Below are 16,147 nucleotides of genomic sequence, written 5' to 3' on the forward strand. Positions count from 1 at the left end.
CAGTATTCTTCCAACCGTCGAGGCAAGGTGCTGTTATTTTCACTAGTTTTGCGGGAATCCTGTAGTTGTATACCCACCAAATTAGTCATTCCGTCAGGTTAGGTAGGAATTATTTATGCAACTCATCACTTCGTTAGATATTAGAAATTCGGAATATTTATCAAAAAATCGGCTCATCAGTTATCACCACCAGTTGCGTCTAATTTTTTCGCTGGGTCATGAGGTAAAAAACGTTCTGGAAATTGGGATTTTTAATTCCCTATTAACAGACCTTCTGAAAAACAATGGATACAATGTCTTCACCGCTGATGTTGACCCCAACCTCAAGCCAGAAATGATTTTGGATTTGACAACAGATTTTTCATTGCCAAAAGATAAATTTGATGCAATCGTCCTGTTTCAAGTGCTGGAACACTTCCCTTACGAACAGTCAGAAGAAGCACTGAAAAAACTTGCCGAAGCAACCAAGAAATTTTTGGTAATTTCGATTCCTTATTGCACTCAATACTTGTCATTTCAGATCAAAACCTCTTTTTCAGGCAGACCAAGGCATTTATTACTCAATGTGCCAAAATTCTGGAATACAAAGCCAATATGTGACGAACACTACTGGGAAATGGGTTTAAAAGGATATCCGAAAAAACGGATTTTAAACTCCGTTGCCAACGCTGGGTTAACTGTTAAGCAAGAATTTATCGATCCTACTTACCCGTACCACTACTTTTTAGTGTTAGAAAAAACTGGTAGTATTACTTAGGCGAGTGTCTCAACTAGGCTAATAAAGCTGCGGTCAAAATCGGGAGTAGGGAAATCCGAATCATACAATGGGGGCAAACAACGCTCAAAAAAGGAGCGATCGCCTAAGCTATGCTTTTAAAATCCTAATTGGTATCATGCTCTCCTGTGTTCTCCGGGTTTATCCTTGAAAACAGAGGGCTAGGCTGTATTAGCCACTATCATCATTTCAGATACTAACATCGAAAATTACCAATTATGCTAGAACAAGGCACTATCAGTATTCATACTGAGAATATTTTCCCGATCATCAAGAAGTCGCTTTACTCAGATCACCAAATCTTCTTGCGGGAACTGGTATCCAATGCTGTAGACGCTATCCAAAAGCTGAAAATGGTATCCCGCGCCGGAGACTATGCTGGAGACATCGGCGAACCGGAAATTGAAATTGCCATTGACAAAGATAAGAAGACTCTCTCCATCTCCGATAACGGTATCGGGATGACCGCAGATGAAGTTAAGAAATATATCAATCAGGTTGCCTTCTCTAGTGCTGAAGAATTTATTCATAAATATGAAGGCAAATCAGATCAACCGATTATTGGTCACTTCGGTCTTGGTTTCTACTCTTCCTTCATGGTGGCGCAAAAGGTAGAAATTGATACCCTCTCCTATCAAGAAGGAGCGCAGGCGGTTCACTGGACTTGTGATGGTTCCCCAGCTTTTACTCTAGAAGAATCGCCCAAGACAACTCGCGGTACTACTATTACTCTCAGCCTACAAGGAGAGGAGGAGGAATTTCTAGAGTCAGCACGGATTAAGAATCTTGTCAAGACTTACTGCGACTTCTTGCCAGTACCAATAAAACTAGAAGGTGAAGTATTAAATAAGCAAAAAGCACCGTGGCGAGAGTCTCCGAGTAATCTGAGTCAAGAAGATTATTTAGAGTTTTACCGCTACCTGTATCCTTTTCAAGAAGAACCTCTGTTATGGGTACATTTAAATACAGACTATCCCTTTATCATCAACGGGATTCTGTATTTCCCCAAAATGCGGCCGGATGTAGATGTTACGAAAGGGCAGATCAAGCTATTTTGCAATCAAGTTTTTGTTAGCGACAACTGCGAAGAAATAATCCCGCAATTTCTGATGCCGATGCGGGGTGTGATTGATAGCACCGATATTCCCCTAAACGTATCGCGCAGTGCCTTGCAAGGCGATCGCACCGTGAAGCGAATTGGTGATTACATTGCCAAAAAAGTAGGCGATCGCCTCAAAGAACTTTTCCGCGATAATCGTGAACAATACATTAGTGCTTGGAAAGACCTCGGCACCTTTGTTAAATTCGGCGTTCTCAACGACGAGAAATTCAAAAAACAAATCGAAGATATCATCGTCTTCCGCACTACCGCCAAGCTGACAGAAAAAGTTGCTGCTGAAACTCCAGTGGTTGAAGTCCAGTCTTCAGACGGGGATGCTTGGCAAGATGTCACTCCTTCACCCAGCGCTGAGAACTCAACCCCCAGCGCTCCCTATACTACGCTGAAAGAATATCTAGAACGCAACAAAGAACGTAACGAAAACCGAGTTTTCTACAGCACTGATGAAACAACCCAAGCTACATACATAGAACTACACAAAAATCAAGGCTTGGAAGTCCTGTTTATGGACTCCTTCATCGACACTCACTTTATCAACTTCCTAGAGCGAGAATATCAGGATGTTAAGTTTACGCGAGTAGACTCAGATTTAGATAATACTCTGCTGGAACAAGATAAAGATAAGGAAATTGTCGATCCTAAGACGAACAAAACCCGCAGTGAGACTATTAAAGAGTTATTTGAGAAATCTCTCAACAAACCCAAACTCAACATCCGTACCGAAGCGTTGAAATCAGACGATCCTCAAGGTACACCACCTGCGATCGTTCTTCTACCAGAGATTCTGCGCCGCCTGCGAGAAATGAATGCCATGATGCAGCAGGGGACAGCAGAGTTTCCCGATGATCACATTTTGCTGGTGAATACTGCTCACCCGCTAATTCAAAATCTGGCCAATCTTAACCAAGGTAGTATTATTCAAGGTGACGGTCAATCGGCTAACGATCAGTTAGTTAACTTGATTTGCCAACACGTCTATGATTTAGCGTTGATGTCTCAGAAAGGATTTGACGCTGAGGGAATGAAATCCTTCGTCGAGCGATCGAATGAGGTACTCACTAAGCTGACGGAACAAGCTAGTAAATAGTGCTGAGTTAGGAGTTGGGAGTTGGGAGTTGGGAGTTGGGAGTTATTTCTGCCGCCACTCCCTACTCCACTTCTGTTGCCTAAGACATAGAATGGAAAGGCTGTATTAAAATAAGGATCTGGAGATAGTTGCTATGTCTCGTCGCTGTGAACTAACTGGTAAGAAGGCAAATAATGCCTTTGCTGTTTCCCACTCTCACCGCCGTACTAAACGCCTTCAGCACGCTAATCTGCAAAGCAAGCGTGTTTGGTGGGAAGGCGGAAATCGCTGGGTGAAGTTAAAGCTATCTACCAAAGCAATCAAAACCCTACAAATTAATGGGTTAGAAGCAATGGCAAAAGAAGCTGGCATTAATCTGAATCATTACTAAGTAATGTAGATTTTATAATCTGAGACTTTTGTCAGGTGGAATACAGGTAATTCGTAGGGGCGTACAGCTAGCTAGCTGTACGCCCCTAACGCTTATCACCAAGGCGGCGGAAAGCCCACTTGCTTTTTGAGGTGTCCGGGATAGCCGCCCCACCGCCGTTAACTGTTGACTGTTGACTGATGACGGTTAATCATCAGTATGCACGTGTTATTCCATCCCTTTTTAGGGGTGGGATGAGCTTAAATATTGAGTAGTAGGCTTTGTATATTTTGAATACTGTTGGTGGCAAGAGAGAAATATGTATTGATTACACCACGGTTAAAAATGGGTGTCTTTGAATACAGATGCTTATCAGTCTTTTATGTTTCAGAACTCCTACATAGAAAACCGTAGAGTGAAGAAAAAACCTCTGGAGTCACCAGAGGTTTTGGTTCCTGATTTAGTTTCTACTAGTTACTACAACTTGTCCTGAGTCATTTCCCGATAATGAACGAAATTATTTAACTCATCCCACCCCTTGAAGGGATGGGGAGACAATTTCCCCTTGTCTCCCCATCCACCTGTTCTTTGGACTTGGTGGTAAAAAATAATCAAATTCAGATATCCCCGAACCATTATCTGCGATCGCATCAACAACACTCGTTAATAAAGTCAAAAGCGTTGAATCATCCGTGAGTATTGCAATTCTCACAAATAAAATAGCATTTATATATATATTGAATTCGCTATCAAGTAAATTTTATCTGACTTCTTCTAAGGGTCTTCGCGCAAAATACCAAGTGTCCATAGTCTTTAGATATTTTCAAAATTAGGAACTAATTTTATTGGCTTAATTTTAGTAAAACCTATCTTTAGCTAGAATCAATTCGTTGCAAACGCATCTATAAATAGTTTTACGCTAAACTAGATTATTTTCATACTATAGATAGATATCCACATAGCGAATATGGCAGATAGTAATGTATGTAGTTTTCCTACTATGGGCAGATGTAGACTTTCTATGAATTTATGAAAATACTGTGTTTGTTAGCAACTAATAAGTTAGGTATTCTGAGGTTTGGCTCAACAAGTAATTTTAAATTAGCAATTATTATTAAAACAAAAATTTTAATTAGTAACCTATTATTTTTCCAAATCAAATGATTTGTAAAATTTTAGTAAACTATTTATCAAGGTTTGATAAATATTTATTATTTTTTCTAAAAACTATTGACTAGATGTAAGATTATTCTTAAATAAAGAATAGTGGATTACGGAAAAGATTGAGTAGCTGTCACTTTTGGGTTGAATTTTTATTCTAGATAGTTTAAAGTTTATGACTATCTGCTGATGAGAAAGTAGTTAGTTTTAGGATAGTCTAAGAAGTAGATTTGCACTCATACCTGACCTTGACTCTTTTTAGATTCCAATTAACGGAACAAGATTCAACCTCTTGTTGATAATGAACATTAAACCTACTAATGTTTAGGTAGGTTAATCTCTGAAACCGTATTGTAGAATTCAGTAAAATCATCAATATAAGGGCTACCCGAAGGCTGGAAAGTGTTTGCCTATTACCATCAACTAGGGGCGAATGGTCTTAACCAATACCATTATTGCACCGGGCTTCAGGAAAGTCTGTCAAATTCTAGCGGCTAGCCAGTGAGCAGTTTACTGGTTTTAAGTATTTTTATTCCAAGTGAAAACCATTAACGCCGATTTTCGATTTATTAAAATCTGAGTCAGCGCAGTAATATCCCTCCTAAATTATCAGAATATTAGGGGGAAATTCTTAGCCTTATTTGCACACTACGTCAATCTTTAATCAACGTTCTAGAACTCATTAATTTTGCATTTGTGTATCCTGATAAATCAGGATTTTAACAACAGCTGCAAAAGACAAATTTGATCACATTTGACAGTTGGCGGCAACTGATAAAAATTATGTCAGAATACTTCAGTCAAGAGAAAGCTTTTGAATGCTACGACATGCACGAAAGCAAATTTTTAACGCCTTTTCAGAGGAAGGCACTGTTGAAAAATTTGCAAGCTAATTTACAGCCAGAATATCGTCGGCGGATTGAAATTATGTTGCTGGCGGATATGAGTAAATCTCAAAGTCAAATCTGTGAAATATTAGGTTGTTCGCAGGAAATGGCACGGTACTGGATTGGCATAGCAGAGGCGGGACTAGCGCACAAATGGAATGAGCGACCAATAGGTAGACCCAAGACTGTTAACGATCAATATATTCAACGTTTGAAAGAATTGGTAAGTAATAGTCCCCGTGAATATGGCTATGCATTTAGCTACTGGACGGCCCAATGGTTGAGCAAACATTTAGCAAATGAATTTGGCATTGCAATTACCGATCGCCATGTTAATCGCCTGCTAAAAAAAATGGGACTTTCTACTAAGCGCAAAAACTCTTGCCCACCAGAAACTGACCAGAATAAGGATGCTGGCATTACAATCTGCGACTTGCAATCTAACTCCGAACCGAGTTTGCATTGGTCATTTAATCTAATTCAGACCAATAACTAATACTGTTTTGGAGGTCAGAAAATGCCATCAGCGTTTTCCCAGCAATATTTAGCTGAACAAATCACCCAAACCTTGGGTAAGTCGCTGTCAAAGGAAGAACTTGACACATGTCTCAGAGGGCTGGAAATTGTTGAACCACAAGTAGCAAAGCAGTTTTGGCAAGCAACTACAGCCGAACCAGGAATTTATATTGTCCTGAGTGGTAAAGTCAGACTGCTGGATAGCTCTAACAACTTAATCACCACCCTCTTGTCTGGAGCATCATTTGGCGATCTGACTCTATTTCCAGAAAAGGAACTCCGTCCTTATGTTGCTAGAGCTTCGGTAAACTTAAAGCTTTGCTATATCAACCGAGAGACTTTACAAGAGCTAATTCGCATATCGTTTAGCATCCGCGATCGCCTTTTAAGACGCGCAGAAGTTTGGGATTTGCTGCTGTTATGCTGCCACAACTCCTTAATTGGGCATAATGGCTCTGTTGAGGAGATGTTCAAAGCCTTATCCCTATTTGAGCGGCACAATCTGGAGAGTGGTTCCTTGAGTGGTAACGTCACCAAAGATATCAAGCTTTGGTTACTACATCGGGGAGAACTGCTACATTCTAACGGGCGAAGATTGACACCTGGAAACATCTACGTGAATCCAAAACAAGGAAGTTGGCAGGTAGCACAACCAGCGATCGCTTACAGTTTGAGCAATGCTGATTGGCAAACAGCATTACAACATTGGCCGCAATTAGCAGATTTAATAGACTTCCAAGAGCATCAAGCTGGGCTAGGTATAGAGGACAGAGGACAGGAGATAAGGGACAGTGTTTCTCAAAACCCAATTCCCAATTCCCAATCCCCAATCTCCAGCGTCGAGCCAAAACAAAAGCAAAAAAGACAACGGGCGTACTTTCCTAGCCCAAGACTGAGGGCGGGGCATTGGTTGGGACGCTTAACTAAACGGTATCCGTTCTTTGAACAACAAAGCGCCTCTGACTGTGGGGCATCTTGTTTAGTGATGATTAGTCGCTATTGGGGTAAGCGCTTTAATGTCAACCGCATACGGGATTTAACCAACATCAGCCGTAGCGGGGCATCAATGCGGGGTTTAACAGCCGCCGCAGAAAGTATCGGCTTTGCAACCCGTCCGGTGAAAGCTAGCTTTGATAAATTAGCACAACAACCTCTACCTGCGATCGCTCACTGGGAAGGTAAGCACTACGTTGTCCTCTATGAAGTCAATAAAAAACGTGTGATTATTGGCGACCCGGCCATCGGTCAACGCACCCTTACCCCTAGCGAATTTAAAGCCGGTTGGACTGGTTATGCGTTGTTACTACAACCCACAGACGTACTTAAAGCAACCCAGGAAGCAGTTACACCATTTTGGCAGTTTTTTGATTTAGTCAAACCTCACTCACAAGTACTGCTAGAAGTCTTTATGGCTTCGGTGTTGATTCAGTTATTTGGACTAATTACACCTTTATTTACTCAGCTGTTGTTAGACCGAGTAATTGTGCAAGGTAGCACCCTAACTTTAAACGCCGTTGGTTTAGGGTTGCTAATTTTTGGCTTTTTCCGCGTTGCTCTTAATGGATTGCGGCAATATCTACTAGATCACACGGCGAATCGCCTGGCAGTAACACTGCTTGTCGGTTTTATTAAACATACCTTTCGCTTGCCTTTAGCCTTTTTTGAGTCGCGCTACGTTGGCGATATTGTGTCTCGCGTCCAAGAAAATCAAAAGATTCAGCGCTTTCTAACTGGAGAAGCACTATCAATTGGTTTGGATTTAATGACAGTGTTTGTCTATGTGGGATTGATGTTTTGGTATAGCTGGCAAATGGCATTGTTTAGTTTAGCGATCGTGCCGCCTTTTGTACTATTAGCACTGATAGCTACACCGTTCTTGCGTCGCATTAGCCGCGAAGTTTTTAATGCTTCAGCTACAGAAAATAGTTATCTGATCCAATCCCTTACAGGTATTCGCTCAGTTCGCTCTATGGCAATTGAGCAAACAGTCCGTTGGCATTGGGAAGAACTGTTGAATAATGTCATTAAAAAGACCTTTAGCGGCCAGATAATTAGTAACCAACTCCAAATTTTCAGTTCTAGTATCGAAACACTGGTAACCACAGGATTACTTTGGTTTGGTGCATGGCAGGTAATTCAAAACCAACTGACCATTGGACAATTAATTGCATTCAATATGTTGTTAGGAAATGTCATCCGACCTTTCCAACGACTCGTTGTACTGTGGAATCAATTGCAAGAGGTGATTATTTCCACTGAGCGGATTAATGATGTCTTAGAAGCTGAACCAGAAGAAGATTTACAATATCAACCCCGCCAGTCCTTAGGTAATTTACGTGGTCATATTATATTTGAGAATGTGACTTTTCGTTATCACCCAGAAAGCGATATTAACGTCTTAGAAAATCTCAGTTTTGAAATCAAACCTGAGCAAACTATAGCGGTTGTTGGGCGTAGCGGTTCTGGGAAAACTACTCTCTCCAAATTGATTTTAGGACTTTATCTGCCGACGGATGGCAAAGTGTTGATTGATGGTCAAGATATGACCAATATTTCTCTGCGATCGCTCCGCTCACAAATTGGTGTTGTAGATCAAGATACATTTTTGTTTGGCGGTACGATTCGAGAAAATATCAGCATTGCTCATCCAGAAGTTTCCCCAGAAGAAATTATTGAAGCGGCGCGTCTAGCAGGAGCAGATGAGTTTATTAAGCAAATGCCAATGGGCTACGAAACCCAAATTGGTGAAGGTGGGGGTATGTTATCCGGTGGACAACGCCAACGCCTAGCGATCGCTCGTGCTTTGTTAGGAAATCCCTGCTTCTTGGTATTCGATGAAGCAACCAGTCACTTAGATGCTGAATCTGAGCGGATTATTCAGAACAACCTCAAAAAGATTCTTCAAGGACGCACAAGTTTAATCATTGCTCATCGTCTCTCCACCGTGCGTCATGCTGACTTGATTTTAGTTTTAGATCGGGGCATTTTGGTCGAAAGCGGTACTCACGATCAATTAATCGCCAAGAAAGGTCATTATTTCTATCTCAACCAGCAACAACTAGCGCAAACAGGTTGAAAGGGGCTGGGGGATGAGGAATGGAGGGACAAGGAGGACAAGGAGAATTAGAGACTCATTCATCTACCTTTGATACTCATTCATCTACCTTTGATACTCATTCATCTACCTTTGATACTCATTCATCCACCTTTGATACTTGTTCATCCACCTTTAATACTTGTTCATCCACCTCAAAGGCTCATTAATGGAGTTCAAAGACTCATTAATGAAGCTCAGAAACTCAAATCTATCAATCCCCCATGCCTAATCCCCAATTATTATGCCAAACCCATCTAATAATTCATCATCCGCCTTTGCTATACCAAAGCAGGCTGAATTTCACCTGGTTGAAGACGCAAGCGCCATTCTTCATCCTCAGACACAAAAAACATCTGAAGCAAACGATTGGTTTTATGGCACCGAGGAACTGCTAGATGCCTTACCAAGGATCTGGACGCGCTCCATGTTGTATTTACTGATAGGCTTTGCTGGGATCATTTTACCTTGGGCAATGCTTTCTAAAGTTGATGAAACAGGAAGTGCTAGAGGGCGAATGGAACCTGAAGGAGCAACCCAACAATTGGATAGTCCAGTTACTGGTAGCGTTACTGCTGTCAACGTCAAAGAAGGCACAACTGTAAAAGCAGGACAGGTTTTGCTTGAATTGGAGTCTGATGTGCTGCGAACGGAATTGCAGCAGGTGCAGACAAAACTAGAAGGTTTATTAAATCGGCGATCGCAACTGGATCTCCTAAAAAACCAAATTCTGCTGACGATTAACATTCAAGAACAACAAAATAAATCCCAAGAATTAGAAAAAATTTCCCAAGTTAGTCAGGCGCAGCAAAACTTTGATGCAAAACAGAGTACTTATAACTTACAACGACTGGAAAAACTGGCTCTAGTGGAACAGGCTAGCCAAAATATCAGTTCTACCCAGATTGCTCAAAAGTTAGCCAAGAGTCGTTTAAGCCGAGATTTAACAGAAGTTGCACGTTATCGCCAGCTTTTGCGACAAGGCGCGATTCCCCAAACCAAAGTTGTGGAACTAGAAAAGATCGCAGAAGAAAGCCAACGTTTGCAGGAACAAGCAAAATCTGATATCACACAAGCCCAGTTGCGCTTAAAAGAAGAACTGAATCGTTATCAGTCGCTAATGAGTCAAGCTACCTCAGATATTCAGCAGGCAAAACTTCGCCTGCAAGAGCAGCAAAGCAGCTACCGCAGTGTGGTGCAAGCAGGTAGACTGGCGGTGCTAAAAAATCAGGAACAGCTTAAAGACTTACAAACACAAATTACTAGCCTGCAATCCGAAATTGCTCAAACCGGAAGCCAAATCACATCCTTACAGCTACAGATGCAACAACGAGTAGTGCGATCGCCTATTGATGGCACAATTTTTGAGTTGCCTATCCAAAAACCAGGCTCAGTAGTAGAACCGGGACAAATGATTGCCCAAATTGCGCCCGAAAATGCTTCCTTGATTCTAAAAGCGCAAATGCCCAACCAAGAAAGTGGTTTTTTAAAGGTGGGAATGCCAGTTAAAATCAAATTTGATGCCTATCCCTTCCAAGATTATGGGGTAGTAGAAGGGCGCGTCACTTGGATTTCACCTAACTCGAAAGTTCAAACGACTAATCAAGGTAGCATCGAAACCTATGAGTTGGAAATCTCCCTAGTTCAGCCCTATATTCAAACTGCCAACAAACGTATTCCTCTAACACCAGGTCAAACAGCAAGCGCAGAGGTGGTTATCCGTCAACGCCGGGTGATTGACTTTATCCTAGATCCGTTTAAGAAGTTGCAAGAAGGTGGTTTGGAGCTTTAGTAATTACACCCCTTGTAGGGGTTCACAGATGTGCGTCCCTACAAGGGGTTGTGGTTCAAATAAATGAAAAAAGCTGTAAGCCAGATATGGCAAGGAAATTTTAGAGTTATCCTCTGTCGTTGATCGTCTATGCGATCGCACAAATTATTGCCTTTAAAGTAAATCAACTATAGCCCTACTTAATCATTCGTGAATAACGAGATCCCCGATTTCTTAGAGAAGTCGGGGATCTGAGGCTTGCAATTTAATTTGTATAAAGCATGACTAGCTTGCAGTAGTATCAATATTGTATTTTGATTGTTTACTTTTAGATATTAGTTTTTTCAATTACTCTACTTTTATCAAATAATAAAAATCATTAATCACTTCAAAATTCTTTTATTGTTGCACAAGATAAAATATTTAGGTTACTATTAACCAAAGGCAATAATAAATAATTAAATCTAAAAGCCATTATAGATATAATTAATATTGTCTGAATAACACTAATAACGTCCTATTAATTTAGGTTAGCAATTGGAGGAATTAGATTATGTCAAATGTATTGACTGTTTCTCCTGAGGATATTCTTGACCACATAAAGCTTGCTTGCCAAATCCCTAGTATATTGGAGGCGATCGCAACTCGAAAAATTGTTGAATATGAAGCGAAAAAGGCAGGTATTCAAATTGGTTTAGAAGAACTGCAACAGGCCGCAGATAGCCTGCGTTTAGCCAACCGACTTATCAAAGCAGAAGATACCTGGGAATGGTTAGAAAAATATCATCTTTCTTTAGACGACTTTGAAGCAATAGCCGAAACTAAGCTACTGTCTGCCAAATTAGCCAATCATTTATTTGCAGACAAAGTTGAACCATTTTTTTATGCACACCAACTAGATTACGTTGGAGCAGTAACTTATGAAGTTATATTGGATGATGAAGATTTAGCTCTCGAACTGTTTTATGCACTGCAAGAAGGTGAAATTAGTTTTCAAGAAATTGCCCGCCAATACATTCAAAATACTGAAATACGCCGGGCTGGAGGATATCAAGGAATACGTCTCCGCACCGATTTTAGACCGGAGATCGCAGCAGCCATCTTTGCTGCTAATCCCCCACAAATTCTCAAGCCAATAACTACTCCAAAAGGAGTGCACATAATTGCCGTTGAGGAAATCATTAAACCTCAATTAGACGAACAGCGACAGTTGAAAATTATCGAAGACTTGTTTGCTAATTGGTTAAAGACACAAATTGCCACTATGGAAATAGTGACAAAATTCACAAAGGATGTCAGTCCTCAAGTATCCAAAGATGTGTTAATACAGGCTTAATTCTGCTTCTAAAAATGCTTAACAGTAAGTTGTGGCGGAAGTTTGCCTATCTTGAATAAACAAGGGGTTTAAGCCCCTTGTTACGCCCCAAGTCTTGTTCAGGACTTACGCAAAATACTTCTCAAACTCCTATTCCTCCGTGTTCTCTGTGCCTCTGTGGTAGCCTGCGGCAAGCCGCTTCTCTACGAGAGGCTTCGCGAATGCGTCTACGATTTTCCGTTACCTGTTCGTCAGTCCTATTGTTAATTGAGATAATAACGCCAGTTGCTCATGGGGGAAACCCTCATGAGCAACTGGCGTGCGAATTTTATGAGACTGATGCTATTCTTTTAATATTTAGTTTTAACGACGTTTATCACTACGCCCTTGAATCCAGGCTGACTCTAGTTTAAAAAGTCCTAAATTCCCAGAATCAGTTTGATCACAGTTTGCTTTGCGAAATCGGCAGTTATTTTTGATTAATCGAATGTAGGTACGCGAGGGTATGTATTTGAGAGGATTGTAGCCACCAAAACGTAGGATTAAAACACAAGCCCAGGAATACTTTCCAGCAGAAACAGCTTTGACTATCTGTTCCAATTCTTCATTAGTAAAGTTAAAATTGTGATCTAATTGTTCATTAGACTCGGAAAATTCTTGAGTCATATAATTACCTCGTCAGCGAAAATATGATCTTAAATCAGGAATCAGGAGTATCACGTCCAGCGGTTCAGAGATTCAAGGAGGTGTAGATATCATCCGAGTTGGCATTGAGATAAGGACGTTTCAATTCAATTTCCCATAATGAGAAATGTCGCAGTATTGCTGACATCCTATCTGCTGGCGTATTATTACCTAGTTGCCAAGCCTCAACCAAACCATTAGCGACAATTTGGCAGCGGTGTGTACCAAAACTTTCTTGGTCACCAAACTTGCGGTCTGGTTCTTCAGCGATCGCTAACCCTGGTGCTATAAACTTGGTAAATAAAGGTACTTGCTCCTGAAAATGCAATTGATTTTCTCTATATACTCTCTCTAAGACTGGACGAACAAGTTCATAGTCTTTTTTGTCAAAATAAAGCACTGCTGAGTCGTAACGCCCATAATCGGAAGGGTTGTACAATGCTTTAAATGAGAAAGCAATAGATATAGCATTGAGTTGGGTAGTCAAATCCTTCATGACTGCAACTGAACCTTCTGGGGTCAAGTTGAAGTACACACGTACCAAAGTTTGATAATTTCGAGCCATAGCTGCATTAGCAACTGCCATATAAAATCCGTTTTGTACCAGATTATTAGGCATTCTGATTGCTACCGAGTCACCGATATTAGCAGCTTGTTGTAAGCTATCAGGTTCAATGTGTAGCCTCAAACCATTCTTATGCACCACCAAACTACCATCTGTGTCTTCTTTGACAACCAGCCAATCATGATTCCAGTAGCCTACACCTCTGTTATTTTCATGTAAGCGATCGTAAAAAGCTATATCTACGCCGTATAATGTATTGTTTTCGAGATTTTGGTTCACAGCCAAATTCGTTGCTTCAGCGTTGGATGACAAAAGACTTTTCGATGAGCCGTTGTAGTAGAGAGCGTAAAGAAAACTACGTAGTTGATGACTCAAAAACTTATTTTGGAAATCTAAAGATAATTGCTGAAAGTGAGGGACTATTGATTCTGGTACTTCCACCGGGTCAAAGTCTGGATGTTTAATACAATGGTAGGACTGGATTTCAACCTTATGAACGATATCTTGTAGTGATATCTGCAATGACTCTGGAATATCTGACAGTTGATTTGCCAGCGAATCTAATAGTTGCATAAAACCTTGCCTGTCAATGATGTGGAGAGATAGGGACAGACAAACAAAAATGTTTGCGTCCCCTTGTTGACTTTGAATTTATTTTGAAGCGGGAGATAAGTTAATCGGAGAGAGGGCTGATGCATCTACACCAAAAATTGTTGATATCGATGCTTCTGGACGGCATAATAAACTCTTAGCAACCTGGAGTATGCAAATACCTTTATTACCAAAGGTTTTTTCGTGCTGGAGTTTGGCTTGAATAGCTTTAATCAAAGCAAAACCGCAAAACTGCATAACCCTCTGCAAGAAATCAGGACGATGTTCTAAAATTTCAGGGAAAGCAGTAAGATAAGCAGTTATTAACTCTCTAATAGAAGGTTGGAGCAGATGTAGAGGAGTTGTTGCTAGGCGTAAAGACTCTTGAATCGCCATTGTTTTACTAGTCATCATGCTATGTAGCCAAAGTTGTAAGTAGCTGGCTATCAGTGTTCCTAAATCACTAGCAGGATCTCCCCAAGCGCCGCGTTCCCAATCAATCAATCGAATAATACTCTCATCTGAAGACGATTGATCAAAAGCAGCTTCTTCCCAACTCAGAGATAGGAGAATATTGTTCAGTTTCAGATCATTATGGGTTAAACAACACGGCGTGAAAGTATTAGTCAACTCTGCGATCGCCTCTCCTAAACTATCATAACGTTGATAAAGAGACAAAAATTTCAGTCCATCAGTGGGCAACTTGCCAAAAACTGCCGGGGTAACTCTATCCATTCCAAGATTCAGGTTAGGAGTTCCTTGGTTAAATGTATTCTTATTTTGAAAAAACTCCTGATAGTCTTGACGGTTAATAGATAGGCGATGGACTGATGCCAAGGTGGTTCCAACTACCCTGGCAATTTCTATAGGAAAGAATTTCAATTTCTTTTCGATATAAAAATCCATCAAATCCCGATAGTTAGTTAGATAATTGAAAACAATGATGGAATTCTTGGCATCAAAATGTACTGCCTCCGAAAAATATGAACGAATATCGCTTAGTTCTGGGAAGGTTCGCAAAAAATTGTGAACTCGCCATTCTTTCAAAAACTCACCAGCTGTATTTCCCTCTCGTTTATAAGGTTCTTGCTTAATTAGGAGTTTCCGCTCATCTGGCAAGCTGATTAATAAGTTAAAGTTTTTAGCAGGTTTTAGCTCGATTTTGCTTAAAGACTTTTCATCTTGAGTACATAATCCATGAAGAATCAGGTAATCAAAAGCATTTTGAGAACTCAATAGAAATGATGCCATAGCTTCACGTCGGGGTCAAGATTAACAACTAAAAATTTTTGCACATTTAGAAGACATTGGTAATAGATGAAAAACTATTATGTCCACCTAATTATGTCTACAATAATCATACAATTCCTACTATTATCTTCGGCTGTATGAATAAATAATCAAGAGAATGTTAAAACAAGTCTAGAAATGTTTAACCTTTTGACTGGATGTACTATTGACTATTGAATGATTTTGCTAACTCTGTAACTCCATAGATACTAAATGCCAACAACGCAAACTGAAGATTTTTCACACTATAGTTAAGAATTTGAGCAAGAGCGTCATCTGCACCAGCATATATAGATATATAATCTACGTTGCTCACGCCTATGAAAAAATTTTCTGAATTAGATGTATGCAGATCAGAAATGGTGATTTTTGACATGGATTTCGATTCCCAGAAGACATTGATCAATTAGTCAAGGTGAGCCAAGTTAAGTATTAATTACTTAATACTCTCGCTCGGTAGTCAGGAAAAAACTAATAAAATTGATCAACTGCTCTAATTGAGCTTGATGAAGCTGTAAATTGCTTAATCTAATCGGCTATCCTGGTTTTTGGTAATCAAGAAAGCTGATTCTTGAAATGTTGTCCTACAAATAATTGTCACAGTTGAGAAGATTTGGTAGCGATTAAGCAATACATACATAGCTTAATCGCTAATTAAAAAAGTCCCAAAGAGCAATGTAGCTCAGTAGTAAATTACAAGAAAGTATCAGATTCGCTATATGACTTGATGATGTGTGCAGTCAAGCTAGCTCCAAAGGCTAACAATCCGAACTCTTGTCCCTTAATGCCGTAAGCTAATAGTGGCTCTAGTCCGTCAGCAACATTGGAAACTTCACTACCACCACCACCACCACCATAAATAGTGATGGAATCTACATTGTTCAGGTCGTTGAGGAAGCTTTCAGAATCTTGGAACAGTTCAGAACCAGTGGTATTTAGTTG

Annotated in this window: 14 protein-coding genes; 8 read left to right on the forward strand and 6 right to left on the reverse strand. The window is 40.3% G+C overall.

Going from position 1 to position 16,147, the window contains the following annotated elements; genetic code table 11:
* The first annotated feature begins 115 nt into the window (after positions 1–115).
* The 3 genes from ACEYW6_RS20625 (at position 116) to rpmB (ending at position 3,352) form a co-directional block, all read left to right on the forward strand.
* Positions 116–757 carry a class I SAM-dependent methyltransferase gene (locus ACEYW6_RS20625; protein WP_412981207.1) on the forward strand — a complete coding sequence of 214 codons (642 nt, stop codon included), beginning with the start codon at positions 116–118 and terminating at the stop codon, positions 755–757.
* Positions 758–993: 236 nt separating this feature from the next.
* The gene (gene htpG / locus ACEYW6_RS20630) at positions 994–2,982 is read left to right on the forward strand and encodes a molecular chaperone HtpG (protein ID WP_412981208.1); all 1,989 of its coding nucleotides are present in this window, start codon (positions 994–996) and stop codon (positions 2,980–2,982) included.
* 133 nt (positions 2,983–3,115) lie between these two features.
* Positions 3,116–3,352, forward strand: a complete 237-nt coding sequence (gene rpmB / locus ACEYW6_RS20635) for a 50S ribosomal protein L28 (RefSeq protein ID WP_100900070.1) — start codon at positions 3,116–3,118, stop codon at positions 3,350–3,352.
* Between the two features lie 505 nt (positions 3,353–3,857).
* Here rpmB and ACEYW6_RS20640 read toward each other — a convergent pair.
* The gene (locus ACEYW6_RS20640; protein ID WP_412981209.1) at positions 3,858–4,043 is read right to left on the reverse strand and encodes a hypothetical protein; all 186 of its coding nucleotides are present in this window, start codon (positions 4,041–4,043) and stop codon (positions 3,858–3,860) included.
* A 1,232-nt stretch (positions 4,044–5,275) separates the two neighbouring features.
* On the opposite strand from ACEYW6_RS20640, the gene ACEYW6_RS20645 reads away from it, so the two are divergent.
* The 5 genes from ACEYW6_RS20645 to ACEYW6_RS20665 all read left to right on the forward strand — a co-directional run bounded on the left by ACEYW6_RS20645 (position 5,276) and on the right by ACEYW6_RS20665 (position 12,096).
* Positions 5,276–5,875 carry a helix-turn-helix domain-containing protein gene (locus ACEYW6_RS20645; RefSeq protein WP_190890099.1) on the forward strand — a complete coding sequence of 200 codons (600 nt, stop codon included), beginning with the start codon at positions 5,276–5,278 and terminating at the stop codon, positions 5,873–5,875.
* Between the two features lie 21 nt (positions 5,876–5,896).
* Positions 5,897–8,971: a peptidase domain-containing ABC transporter gene (locus tag ACEYW6_RS20650; protein WP_412981210.1), complete on the forward strand. Its 3,075-nt coding sequence runs from the start codon at positions 5,897–5,899 to the stop codon at positions 8,969–8,971.
* A 20-nt stretch (positions 8,972–8,991) separates the two neighbouring features.
* Positions 8,992–9,159, forward strand: coding sequence for a hypothetical protein (locus ACEYW6_RS20655; protein WP_412981211.1), 168 nt, complete (start codon positions 8,992–8,994; stop codon positions 9,157–9,159).
* A 74-nt stretch (positions 9,160–9,233) separates the two neighbouring features.
* Positions 9,234–10,781 (forward strand): HlyD family efflux transporter periplasmic adaptor subunit, encoded by a 1,548-nt coding sequence (locus tag ACEYW6_RS20660; protein WP_412981212.1) that lies wholly within the window; start codon positions 9,234–9,236, stop codon positions 10,779–10,781.
* A gap of 532 nt (positions 10,782–11,313) precedes the next feature.
* A complete protein-coding gene (locus tag ACEYW6_RS20665; protein ID WP_412981213.1) occupies positions 11,314–12,096 on the forward strand; it encodes a peptidylprolyl isomerase in 783 nt (260 codons plus the stop codon).
* Between the two features lie 342 nt (positions 12,097–12,438).
* Here ACEYW6_RS20665 and ACEYW6_RS20670 read toward each other — a convergent pair whose 3' ends face one another.
* From ACEYW6_RS20670 to ACEYW6_RS20690, 5 genes are all read right to left on the reverse strand, one after another.
* On the reverse strand, positions 12,439–12,741 hold the full coding sequence (locus ACEYW6_RS20670; protein ID WP_412981214.1) for a HetP family heterocyst commitment protein: 303 nt from the start codon (positions 12,739–12,741) through the stop codon (positions 12,439–12,441).
* Positions 12,742–12,805: 64 nt separating this feature from the next.
* A complete protein-coding gene (locus ACEYW6_RS20675) occupies positions 12,806–13,897 on the reverse strand; it encodes a T3SS effector HopA1 family protein (protein ID WP_412981215.1) in 1,092 nt (363 codons plus the stop codon).
* Between the two features lie 78 nt (positions 13,898–13,975).
* Positions 13,976–15,166, reverse strand: coding sequence for a phosphotransferase family protein (locus ACEYW6_RS20680; protein WP_412981216.1), 1,191 nt, complete (start codon positions 15,164–15,166; stop codon positions 13,976–13,978).
* A 202-nt stretch (positions 15,167–15,368) separates the two neighbouring features.
* A complete protein-coding gene (locus ACEYW6_RS20685; RefSeq protein WP_412981217.1) occupies positions 15,369–15,581 on the reverse strand; it encodes a hypothetical protein in 213 nt (70 codons plus the stop codon).
* Between the two features lie 317 nt (positions 15,582–15,898).
* Positions 15,899–16,147 (reverse strand): hypothetical protein (locus ACEYW6_RS20690; RefSeq protein ID WP_412981218.1); only part of this gene is annotated, 249 nt, incomplete at its 5' end.

The sequence above is a fragment of the Nostoc sp. UIC 10607 genome, assembly GCF_047228265.1.
GTDB classification, from domain to species: Bacteria; Cyanobacteriota; Cyanobacteriia; order Cyanobacteriales; family Nostocaceae; genus Nostoc; species Nostoc foliaceum_A.

Coding starts and splice junctions, on each gene's coding strand:
- ACEYW6_RS20660 (WP_412981212.1), top strand. CDS start 9,234: ATGCCAAACCCATCTAATAATTCATCATCCGCCTTTGCTATACCAAAG.
- ACEYW6_RS20645 (WP_190890099.1), top strand. CDS start 5,276: ATGTCAGAATACTTCAGTCAAGAGAAAGCTTTTGAATGCTACGACATG.
- ACEYW6_RS20665 (WP_412981213.1), top strand. CDS start 11,314: ATGTCAAATGTATTGACTGTTTCTCCTGAGGATATTCTTGACCACATA.
- htpG (WP_412981208.1), top strand. CDS start 994: ATGCTAGAACAAGGCACTATCAGTATTCATACTGAGAATATTTTCCCG.
- ACEYW6_RS20625 (WP_412981207.1), top strand. CDS start 116: ATGCAACTCATCACTTCGTTAGATATTAGAAATTCGGAATATTTATCA.
- ACEYW6_RS20650 (WP_412981210.1), top strand. CDS start 5,897: ATGCCATCAGCGTTTTCCCAGCAATATTTAGCTGAACAAATCACCCAA.
- ACEYW6_RS20685 (WP_412981217.1), bottom strand. CDS start 15,581: ATGTCAAAAATCACCATTTCTGATCTGCATACATCTAATTCAGAAAAT.
- rpmB (WP_100900070.1), top strand. CDS start 3,116: ATGTCTCGTCGCTGTGAACTAACTGGTAAGAAGGCAAATAATGCCTTT.
- ACEYW6_RS20675 (WP_412981215.1), bottom strand. CDS start 13,897: ATGCAACTATTAGATTCGCTGGCAAATCAACTGTCAGATATTCCAGAG.
- ACEYW6_RS20680 (WP_412981216.1), bottom strand. CDS start 15,166: ATGGCATCATTTCTATTGAGTTCTCAAAATGCTTTTGATTACCTGATT.
- ACEYW6_RS20655 (WP_412981211.1), top strand. CDS start 8,992: ATGGAGGGACAAGGAGGACAAGGAGAATTAGAGACTCATTCATCTACC.
- ACEYW6_RS20670 (WP_412981214.1), bottom strand. CDS start 12,741: ATGACTCAAGAATTTTCCGAGTCTAATGAACAATTAGATCACAATTTT.